Source organism: Thalassobacter sp. (assembly GCF_982993085.1).
The window spans coordinates 1-10916 of record NZ_CEZFMW010000119.1 but is presented as its reverse complement, the minus strand read 5'-3'; the positions used below and the strand labels follow the sequence as shown (position 1 = coordinate 10916).

Below are 10916 nucleotides of genomic sequence, written 5' to 3'. Positions count from 1 at the left end.
GCGTCCAAAACGCCGGGTTTTTCTTGGCCCTTGGGGCCAAAGCGCAAGAGTTTCATATGGTGTGTCCTTTTTTGGTCTTGGGATATGAAAGTGTTACGAAGGAGCGGTTAGATCCATCTCTTCGGCTTCGAAATAGCCACGCACATTGACCGCAAGCAGTTCTAGGTGGGCATTTAAGCTTTGGCGGACCGCATCCGCGTCACGCTGTTTTAGGTCTTCGATGATTTGGTCATGTTGTTTCATCACACTGGCACGGCTGTCCGCGCGACGCGCCGACAGGAACCGTGCACGCCACATCCGAGCCAGCATCGAACGATGTGCATCAATCAAAACGTCGTTGTTAGAGGCGCGCGTGATCGCCAGATGCACCTGCATGTCCAATTCAAACGCCTCAACCCGCTCGACCAAATCGGCCTCGGCTGCGAACCTATTCTGGGCGTCCTCGATTTCTTGGATCTGATCATCAGTGGCCGTCTGGCAGGCAAGGTCCGCTGACAGCAGTTCGAGCGTGGTCAACACGACGATATTGTCACTGATCTGCTTGAACGTGGGCCGCGCCACAATCGGACTGCGCGCGGGCCGCAACTGCACCAAACCCTCTTTGGCGAGAATACGAATCGCCTCTCGCATAGGGGTGCGGCTGACGCCCATTTCCAACGCATTATCACGCTCCTTGAGGGTCGAACCCGGGGCAAACTTACCGTTCAGAATATCGCGACGCAGGTCCGTCGCGATCTGTTCAGGGAGCGTTAGCTCAGCCTGAGGTAAGGATAAATTGTCGATGGATTTGCTCAAAAAACGGGCCCTGTGCGAATTTTCACTTTTGGTATACCAAAATTTGTTGAATGTCGACATGGCTTTCGCTAGCGTCACGTCAAGATGGTATACCATCTTATGGAATAGCTCTGGTTATTCCAGAGTAAATCAAGCGGCCAATGAGCCGTAACGGGAGGAATCACAATGAACTTCAAGTCCATTCTTATGGGGACAGCTGCGGCTGCCATGCTTGCAACAACTGCAAGCGCGGACCCAGTTACCCTGCGCATCCAAACGCACTATGCAACTGAGCACCCAACGGGTCAGTTCCTACAAACCTGGATCGACGACGTACAAACAATGTCCGGCGGCGACATCACCATCGAGATGTTCTACTCGTCCTCCGTTGTTGCAACAGTCGAAACCTTCGACGCCGCAATCAACGGCATCCTCGATTGTGACGCGACAGGCGGTGCATACCAGACCGGTAAAAACCCTGCGTTCCAATTCGTTGGCGACATCATGGGTGGCTACGACACACCATGGCAGCAGTACAGCTGGCTCTACCACGGTGATGGCTACGAAGCCGCACAAGCCCTGTACAACGACCAAAACATGCAGCTCATCGGTTGGTCCATCTACGGTCAAGAATCCATGTCCTCCTCCAAGCCGATTGCTGGCTTCGAAGACCTGAAGGGCTGGAAATTCCGTTCGCCCCCCGGCTTGGAAACAGAAATCTTTGAAAAGCTCGGCGCATCGCCAATCGTCATGGACTTCACCGAGATCTTTACCGCGCTTGAAACCGGTATCATCGACGGTGCAGACGCATCCGGCTTGGCCAACAACGTCGGCCTCGGCATCTATGACATCGTTAAGCACGCCACCTACCCCGGCTTCCACTCCATGCCGTCGGATCACCTCGCGTGTAACCTCGACGTCTGGAACGGCCTGACCGAGCAGCAGCAGCGTATCATCGACACTGCATGGCAGAAGCTCAGCTTCCAAATCGCGCTGTACAACGAAAAGGCGAACTCCGAAGCGGCAGCCGCGCTGCAAGCACAAGGCGTGACACTTTATGACTGGTCCGCAGAGGACCGCGCGACCTTCCGCAATGCAGCACAAGCTGCATGGGAAGGCTGGGCCGACAAGAACCCAGAAACACGTGCACTGGTCGAAAGCCACAAGGCCTATCTGAAGCAGCTTGGCCTGATCAACTAAGCCAATCGGCTCATTGATAGTACCTCGGCTGACCGAGGTGAGGCGGGCCCATTTCTGGGCCCGCCGCTCCTAAAAAACTCTATAAAAATGTGAGGGGAGTACACGTTATGGCACAGGAAAGCCTGTGGCTTGGGTCGTACCGAAAACCGTGCAGGCAAGCTATGATTGCCAGCATTGCGATCACACTTGCGTTGTTTGCATGGCTGGCCGTGAACCGTCTTCTCTTTGGCGACGCCGCCTACGGTATGCACGAAATGATCCGACCAACCGGGAAACCATTGGTTTGGGCCATGCTTGGCATGGTTTCACTTTCGATGCTGACATCAGCTATCTATCTGTCTGACTGGGCCGTCTCGATCGAAACGCCACCCGATGGCATGTTCGACATTGTCTCACTCATTTGCTCGCGTATCGCGATGCTTGCGACAGCCTTCATCGTCGTGGTGATGTTCTACGAGGTGGTCTCTCGCTACGTGTTCAGCAAACCAACCCTTTGGGCAAATGAACTGTCCCTCTGGATCGCGAGTTTTGTGTTTCTGCTGGCCGGACAATACGCGATGCAGCAACGCTGCCACATCCGCATTTACATCATCTACGATATGTTCCCGCGCTGGCTGCAAAAAATCTGTGACCTGATTTCGACGTCACTAATCTGTTTGTTCACATTCGCGATGATCTATGGCGGCTACAACGACGCCATGCGCCGGATGCTGCGGATGGAAACATTTGGCACCGCATGGGATCCACCTCTGCCCGGCACGCTGAAACCAGCCATTCTCGTCATCATTCTGGCCGTCACCATTCAGGCAGTTTCAAACCTGATTGCTGATTGGAACAAAGAACCGGGTGAACATACCCCTGCTGACGATATCGACGAAGAAGAAATCGAAAAGATCAAAAAAACACTGGGTGAGGTATAACAATATGGTCGATATAGGCACACTCAGCCTCATCATCCTACTCGGGATGTTTGCGCTACTGGCTATCGGCATGCCGCTTGGCTTTGCCTCGGCGTTCCTTGCCGTGGTTACGCTTTTGCTAAAGTTCGACGTGGACATTCTGTTCAGAACATTTGGCCAAGGTCCGCTATCGGTTCTGGGTCAAGCAGTCTACCGACAGATGACGAACTACGTCCTGATATCGGTGCCGCTGTTCATATTCATGGCCTCTCTTCTAGAGAGGTCGGGCATCGCCAAGGATATGTACTCGTCGCTTAACGTTTGGCTGTCGCGCACCCGTGGTGGCATTGCGATCGTGACGTCGATCATGGCCGTCATCATGGCGGCTATGTCGGGCATCATCGGTGGTGAGGTGGTTTTGTTGGGCCTTATCGCGCTGCCACAGATGCTGCGGCTCGGCTATAACCAGAACCTCGCAATCGGGACGATCTGTGCGTCTGGCTCGCTTGGTACAATGATCCCACCCTCTATCGTGTTGATCTTTTACGGTCTCGTGACAGAAACCTCGATCAAGGCCCTGTTTACCGCGTCGTTCCTGCCCGGCTTCATGCTGGCGACGTTCTTCATCATGTACATCATCGTGCGCACCAACCTGAACCCGTCGCTGGCCCCGCTGCCGGAACCGGTTCCCGGTGAGCCCGAAGGCAATGAAAAACGTCTGATGTTCCTCGGCTTCCTTTCCAAGACGGGCATGTGGATCGCAGGCGTATTAACGGCTCGTGCACTCTTCTTCACGGTTACAGGCGATAACGCGGTCATCGAAAACACCGACCCAATCCCATTGGGCATGGTTGCAGACCTGCCCTACTTGGCCGGTGCTTTTGCGATCTTCGCGTTGATTGCTTATGTCATCGTGGGCAAAGAGCGTACCGACAAAGGCTGGGACATGGGCAAGGGCCTTGTCGCACCGATCATTGTGATCGGCGTCGTTATGGGATCCATCTATGGCGGGATTACCGGGATCACCGAAGCCGCTGGCATGGGTGTGATCGCTGTATTCGTCATCGGCCTGCTCCGCCGCGAGATGAACTTCGAGATCGTCTGGGATGCTCTGGTCCGTACGCTGCGGTCCACAGGTACGATCATTTGGGTGACCATTGGGGCCTCAGCCTTGGCCGCTGCCTACACCCTTGTGGGTGGTCCGACCTACGTGGCCAACCTGATTGTCGGCTACGACCTGCCAACAATGGGTGTGATCTTGATGATGATGCTCATCTTCCTGATCATGGGTATGTTCATGGACTGGATTGGCATCGTGCTGCTGATTATGCCTGTATTCTTGCCCATCGTGGTCCGGCTCCCGGCAGAAGAAATCGGCTTCTTTGCGTCGATTGATCCGCGCTTGGTCCCGATCTGGTTCGGCGTGGTGTTCTGTATGAACATGCAAGTAAGCTTTCTGTCGCCACCCTTTGGCCCAGCAGCTTTCTACCTCAAATCAGTCGCACCAGCGCACATCTCGCTCACGGACATCTTCAAAGGCTTCCTGCCGTTCATCGCCCTACAGCTTTTGGCTCTGGCGGTTCTGCTGGCATATCCGCCTATCGTAACGGTGTTCTTGTAAACCAACTCTTGGGGGCGCCTTCATGGCGCCCCCAGCTCAGGAAATTCCTATGACCCTTATCGACCGCATCCAAACCGACCACTACGTGATCCCTTTGCCCCGAGCACTAGAGGACGCGATGCACGGCACCATGACCGGCTTTGAGGTGGTCACCGCCCGCGTTACAGATAGCGATGGGGCCACTGGCGTCGGCTATACTTTCACCTGCGGGGTGAACGGCGGCGCAATTGCAGACATTCTCGGCCGCGAAATGACCCCTATGGTCATCGGACGCGACGCCGCCATGATCGAAGCGATCTGGAAAGATATCTGGTGGGCCTTTCACTACGGCGGACGCGGCGGGCCAACCGTACTTGCGCAATCCGCTTTGGACATGGCCCTATGGGACCTCAAGGCAGTCAAAGCCGACCTACCACTTTACCAATTGCTCGGTGGCTATGATGCTGCGGTTCCCTGCTACGCGGGCGGGATCGACATCGACCTCACTCCACAAGAATTGGTGGATCAAACGCATCAAAACATCGCCCTTGGCCACCGCGCGATCAAAATGAAAGTCGGCCGCGACCTGCTGCGTGAAGACGTCGCCAAAATCGCCGCAATGCGCGATGCTTTCGGGCCCGACATGCCGCTGATGGTTGATGCAAACATGAAATACACCGTGGATGCCGCCATTCGCGCAGCACGCGCGTTCAACGAATTCGACCCCGTCTGGTTCGAAGAACCCATCCCGCCCGAGGACCCAGCCGGGCACAAACGCATCCTCACCGAAGGCGGCATTCCGATTGCGTCTGGCGAAAATCTGCGCTCCCTGTGGGAATTTCGCACCGCAATCGAGAGCGGCGTGACCTTCCCTGAACCAGATGTCACCAACTGCGGCGGCGTCACACCATTTATGAAAATCGCTCGCTTAGCCGAGGCATTTCATCTCCCCGTTACCAGCCACGGCGCTCACGACATCACAGTTCACCTGCTCGCTGCCTGCCCAAACCGTTCCTACCTTGAGGCACACGGGTTCGGCCTTGAAAACTACGTGGAAACGCCGCTCAAGATCGAAAACGGACATGCCATAGCGCGCGACACACCCGGCCACGGCGTCGCCTTTGATTGGGAAAAGCTAGAAAGGGTTCGTGCATGACATTGGCCCTCACCCCTGATCAAATCGCCCGCTTTGAGCGTGACGGTGTTCTGGTCATCGACGATGTTCTGCCTGTCGAAATCCTGAACAACGTCAAAGCCGAATACGAAGCGCTTTTAGATACCCTGTACGCTGAGTGGCACTCTCAGGGCCGCGTCCCGCCAGGCGACAACATGGATTTTTTCCAAAAGCTGCTTGTTGCCTATGAAGCCGGCTGTGAGTGGTTCCAGCCAATGGACATCTCTCTACCCGGATCGGAAATCGCGGCTGACACCCCCTTCCACATTGGACCGGCCGTGTTCGACATGCTCACCACGCCCCGGCTGCTCGATGTGGTGGAGGATTTGATCGGGCCAGAAATTACCTCCAACCCGATCCAGCATGTGCGCCTCAAACCACCCGCCCGTACTCTGCGCAACTCGGAAACAACGGCGCACATTATGGCCACGGACTGGCACCAGGACCGCGCGGTTGCCCACGAAGAAGGCGATAGCACGCAGATGGTCACCGTCTGGCTCGCCATTACCGATGCCACTCTCGACAACGGCTGCCTTCAAGTTATCCCGGGCAAGCCGCAGATGTACCCCCATTGCCCCAAACGTCAAACGTCTATCGCGGACGGCTTTATCGATACGGCCAAGGCTCAGCCCCTGCCCGTCAAAGCCGGGGGCGCCGTAATTTTCCATCCTCTCACGCCTCACGGCGCACTCGACAACACCTCCGACGGCTTTCGCTGGTCGTTCGACATCCGTTTCAACGTCACGGGCCAACCCACAGGCCGTGCACACTTCCCAGATTTCGTCGCTCGTTCACGTGCCACGCCGCAAACTGAGCTGCACAATTGGCATACGTGGCGTGACATGTGGCACGAAACGCGCGCCACCCTCGCACCACAATCCCACATCCCCATTCACAGATGGACCTCCGATAGCCCCGCTTGCGCCTAACCCAGTTTCTTTGGTTCCCCAATATCCCGGGGGAGCGCGCAGCGCGGGGGCAGAGCCCCAAATAGGACCACACGACCATGACCACCGTCAGCCTGTCTGAACAAGACAACGTCGTCACCGCAATCAAGCCCCTCGAAATTGGCACTGATGGCGCAACACAATTGATCCCCCGGGGCCACAAGATGGCTGTCGCGGACATCGCCCAAGGCGCGCCGGTGCGCAAATACGCCCAAATCATCGGCTACGCTGCCGAAGACATCGCCAAAGGCGCGCATGTTCACACACACAACCTAGAATTTCGCGGTGTAGACACAGAATACGAGTTCTCGACCAACCTACGTCCTGCACCCAAAGCTACAGTTCAAGACACCTTCATGGGCTACAAACGCGCCACGGGGCGCGTCGGCACCCGCAATTACATCGCGGTTCTGACGTCCGTGAATTGCTCGGCTACCGCCGCGCGTATGATTGCTGCGCATTTCACCCCAGACACGCTCACGGACTACCCAAACGTCGATGGTGTTGTCGCCTTTGTGCATGGCACGGGCTGCGGCATGGCCGGATCCGGCGATGGGTTCGAAGCATTGCAACGTGTCATGTGGGGCTACGCCAAGAACCCAAACATCGGCGGTGTACTGATGGCTGGTCTGGGGTGTGAGATGAACCAGATTGACTGGTTGGTCGAGGCCTACGGCCTCAAGCCCGGCCCACTTTTCCAAAGCATGAATATCCAAGATGTGGGCGGCCTGCAAAAGACCATCTCACTCGGCATCAAAAAAATCCAAGAAATGCTGCCCGTCGTCAACGCCTCTACCCGAGAAGAGGTACCCGCATCGGAACTGATGGTGGCGCTGCAATGTGGCGGCTCGGACGCGTGGTCCGGTGTTACTGCGAACCCCGCCGTGGGACATGCGTGCGATCTACTCGTCGCACAAGGCGGCACAGGCGTGCTGGCCGAAACGCCTGAAATCTATGGCGCGGAACACTTGCTAACGGCCCGCGCAATTGACCGCGCCACAGGTGACAAACTGCTCGGCCTCATTGCTTGGTGGGAAGATTATACCGCCCGCAACATGGGTAGCATGGACAACAACCCCTCCCCCGGAAACAAAAAAGGCGGTCTAACGACTATCCTTGAAAAGTCGCTGGGCGCCGCCGCAAAGGGCGGTACGACCCCGCTTATGGGAGTCTACAAATACGCTGAGCCGGTTACGGCCAAGGGTTTCACTTTTATGGATAGCCCCGGCTACGATCCTGTCTCGGTGACAGGACAAATCGCTAGTGGCTGCAATCTTGTGTGCTTTACCACCGGGCGCGGCTCCGCCTTTGGCGCCAAGCCCAGCCCCTCAATGAAAGTGGCTACCAATACAGAAATGTACAGCCGCCTTTCGGATGACATGGACATCAACGCAGGCACGATCTTGTCGGACGGCAAATCCGTCGAGGACGTTGGCCGCGAGATCTATGAGATGTGGCTGCGCATGGCTTCGGGTGAGTTGTCAAAATCCGAGGCGCAGGGCCTTGGCGACTACGAATTTGTGCCATGGCAAATCGGCGCAACGATGTGAGCACGGCGGTTCCACTCACGATTATTGGCGCGGGCTCAATTGGGCAGCGGCACATCGGCGTCGCGCAATCCTGCGCGGCTGTTGATCTTGTCTGCGTGGTGGAACCCGACGACACACTGCGCGCAACCCTCGCTCAGCAGGGCTTGCCTATGGTCGCGAATATCGATGCAGCGCCCGCCGATACACGCGCAGCGATCATTGCCACCCCCACCCAAGACCACGCCGACAGCACGCTCATGTGCTTCGACAAGGGCTGGTCTGTTCTTGTCGAAAAACCCACGGCCCACACGCTCGACGCAGCAAACGATCTGGTTCAACGTGCGACGGCTCAGGGCCTGCCGTTTTTCACAGGTCACCATCGCCGCTGCCACCCGTTCACAATAGCCGCTCGCAACGCCCTATCTGAGTTAGGCGATTTGGTCGGTGTTCAAGGACTTTGGTCCTTGCGCAAGCACGCCAGCTATTACGATGCGCCGTGGCGCAGGGCACCCGGTGCAGGCCCCTTGATGACAAACCTCAGCCATGAGGTCGATCTGCTGCATTTCCTTGTGGGTGAAATCACCGAAGTCACGACGCTTTTGTCCTCCGCCAGCCGCAACCTTGTGATCGAAGACACCGCTTCAATGGCGTTCCGCTTTGCACAAGGCGCGCTTGGATCGGTCCTAATGTCTGATGCGGGCGCCTCGCCTTGGTCGTTTGAATCCGGCAGCTATGAAAACCCTGCCATCGCAGGCTCCGGTGAAGATTATCTGCGGTTCACCGGGACCAAAGGGGCACTGGCCTTCCCCTCGTTAACGCGTTGGGGTCGCTGTGATGCGGCTGAAATCGAATGGTCCAAGCCGCTGCTCCGGCATGACGCGCCGGACTTCACCAAAGTCGACCCGATCAAAGAGCAACTGATCCGCTTTGCGCATGTGGCCAACGGCGGTGAGGACGACGTTATTTGCAGCGGCGCAGAGGGTGTCAAAGCACTAGAAATCACACTGGCCGCCGCCCTATCTGGGCGCAATGGTCATCCGGTTCGTCAAGGCGACGTTCCCGGAAAGTTCACAGGAATATAAGGGAGTAAGGTATGAAAGTTGGTTTTATCGGATTGGGCCTGATGGGGCGTGCGATGGTCGAATGCCTGCAAAAGGCAGACTATGATGTCATTGTTCTGGGCAACCGCGACCGCACTGGAATTGAGGCTGCATTGGCCCGTGGCGCGACCGAAGCCGCCAACGCACGCGACGTCGCAGAGGCGTCGGACGTTGTGATGATCTGTGTCGGCACCTCAGACCACGTCGAGGCAAACGTCTACGGGGACAATGGCATCCTTGCGGGTGTCAAATCCGGCCAAGTCGTCATCGATTTTGGCACCTCGCTGCCTGCATCGACCCTCAAGATCGGGGCGGACATGGACGCTAAGGGCGCCACTTATCTGGACGCCCCCATCGGCCGGACCCCCGCCCACGCAGTAGACGGCCTGCTAAATCTGATGTGTTCAGGTGACAAGGACGCATTTGACCGCGTAAAACCCGTGCTCGATGTCATGGGCGAGAACGTCTTTCACCTCGGCAAACTTGGCAGCGGCCATACGATCAAGCTGATCAACAACTACTTTGGCATGACCACAGCCTGCGCCATGTCAGAAGCATTCGCCACCGCCGATGCTGCTGGCATTGATCGGCAGCAATTGTTTGAAGTCATGGCAGCTGGTCCTTTGCGGTCGGGCATGATGGAATTCGTGCGGAACTACGCAGTTGATGGCGATCAAAACCTCGCATTTTCAATCGCCAACGCCTCCAAAGACGTCGGCTACTACCGGCAGATGACCCAAGACATGAACCTCGACAGCAAAATGTCAGGCTGTGCGGGCGACGCATTGAAGGCCGCGACCGAAGGTGGCGATGGCGAAAAAATGGTCTCCCAGATGGTTGACTGGATGAGCGAAAACATGGGGCGCGCATGATGCGACTTGCGGGAAAACGCGCGTTTGTCACCGCAGCCGGCCAAGGGATTGGCCGCGCCTGCGTTAAGGCGCTGACGGCCAATGGCGCGCAGGTCATTGCGACTGACCTGAACCCAGATCTCCTTACCGGGCTAAGCGCTGAAAAGGCATTCGGATTGGATGTTTTGGACAAAGACGCGCTCCAAGCTGCTGTCAAAGAAGCAGCCCCCGACATCTTGGTCAACTGCGCAGGGTACGTGCATGGCGGCTCGGTCTTGGACGTATCGGATGACGATTTTGCTTTTGCTATGCATCTGAATGTACGCGCACAAATGCACGCCATTCAGGCCGCGTTACCCGGCATGATCGACAAGGGGCGCGGATCAATCGTTAATATCGCCTCCGTAGCCTCCAGCATTATGGGGCTTCCCAATCGCTGCATCTATGGCACATCAAAAGCGGCGGTGGTCGGCCTTACAAAATCAGTTGCCGCGGACTTTGTCACCAAGGGTATTACCTGCAATGCCATTGCACCCGGTACAGTCGATAGTCCATCTTTGCACGACCGGCTCAAGGCCACGGGCGACTACGATGCTGCCATGGCCGCGTTTGTCGCGCGCCAACCCATGGGCCGCATCGGCACCGCACCAGAGATCGCGGATTTGGTCGTCTATCTCGCATCAGATGAGACCCAATACATGACCGGCCAATGCATCAGCATCGACGGCGGGATGACGATATGAGCCGCGCTTGGTAGGCGTTCTCCCCCGCGAAGACAAAACCGCTGCGGGCATCGGTATCATGGTGCTCGCGGTGGCCTTGTTCACCTGTATCGACACGTC

General features: G+C 56.8%; 10 protein-coding genes. 9 read left to right on the top strand and 1 reads right to left on the bottom strand.

The genetic code is table 11. The annotated features are described in order from the left end of the window. Window positions 1-93: 93 nt before the first annotated feature. Window positions 94-795, bottom strand: coding sequence for a GntR family transcriptional regulator (locus AC4GMC_RS15170; protein ID WP_487878825.1), 702 nt, complete (start codon window positions 793-795; stop codon window positions 94-96). A 165-nt stretch (window positions 796-960) separates the two neighbouring features. Between AC4GMC_RS15170 and AC4GMC_RS15165 the strand changes: the two genes are divergently transcribed. The 9 genes from AC4GMC_RS15165 to AC4GMC_RS15125 all read left to right on the top strand — a co-directional run bounded on the left by AC4GMC_RS15165 (window position 961) and on the right by AC4GMC_RS15125 (window position 10817). Then, window positions 961-1974, top strand: a complete 1014-nt coding sequence (locus AC4GMC_RS15165) for a TRAP transporter substrate-binding protein (RefSeq protein ID WP_487878826.1) — start codon at window positions 961-963, stop codon at window positions 1972-1974. Between the two features lie 161 nt (window positions 1975-2135). Next, window positions 2136-2894: a TRAP transporter small permease subunit gene (locus AC4GMC_RS15160; protein WP_487878923.1), complete on the top strand. Its 759-nt coding sequence runs from the start codon at window positions 2136-2138 to the stop codon at window positions 2892-2894. A gap of 4 nt (window positions 2895-2898) precedes the next feature. Then, window positions 2899-4494, top strand: a complete 1596-nt coding sequence (locus AC4GMC_RS15155; protein WP_487875600.1) for a TRAP transporter large permease — start codon at window positions 2899-2901, stop codon at window positions 4492-4494. A 49-nt stretch (window positions 4495-4543) separates the two neighbouring features. Then, window positions 4544-5629, top strand: a complete 1086-nt coding sequence (locus tag AC4GMC_RS15150) for a mandelate racemase/muconate lactonizing enzyme family protein (RefSeq protein WP_487875601.1) — start codon at window positions 4544-4546, stop codon at window positions 5627-5629. After that, window positions 5626-6576, top strand: coding sequence for a phytanoyl-CoA dioxygenase family protein (locus tag AC4GMC_RS15145; protein WP_487875602.1), 951 nt, complete (start codon window positions 5626-5628; stop codon window positions 6574-6576). Before AC4GMC_RS15150 ends, AC4GMC_RS15145 begins: the two co-directional genes overlap by 4 nt. A gap of 77 nt (window positions 6577-6653) precedes the next feature. Further along, window positions 6654-8144, top strand: a complete 1491-nt coding sequence (locus AC4GMC_RS15140) for a UxaA family hydrolase (protein ID WP_487875603.1) — start codon at window positions 6654-6656, stop codon at window positions 8142-8144. Then, window positions 8120-9205, top strand: coding sequence for a Gfo/Idh/MocA family protein (locus tag AC4GMC_RS15135; RefSeq protein ID WP_487875604.1), 1086 nt, complete (start codon window positions 8120-8122; stop codon window positions 9203-9205). The genes AC4GMC_RS15140 and AC4GMC_RS15135 overlap by 25 nt, the downstream gene beginning before the upstream one ends. 11 nt (window positions 9206-9216) lie before the next feature. After that, a complete protein-coding gene (locus tag AC4GMC_RS15130; RefSeq protein ID WP_487875605.1) occupies window positions 9217-10095 on the top strand; it encodes an NAD(P)-dependent oxidoreductase in 879 nt (292 codons plus the stop codon). Continuing rightward, entirely contained in the window at window positions 10095-10817 is a 723-nt protein-coding gene (locus AC4GMC_RS15125) for an SDR family oxidoreductase (RefSeq protein ID WP_487875667.1), read from the top strand. Before AC4GMC_RS15130 ends, AC4GMC_RS15125 begins: the two co-directional genes overlap by 1 nt. Window positions 10818-10916 lie beyond the last annotated feature (99 nt).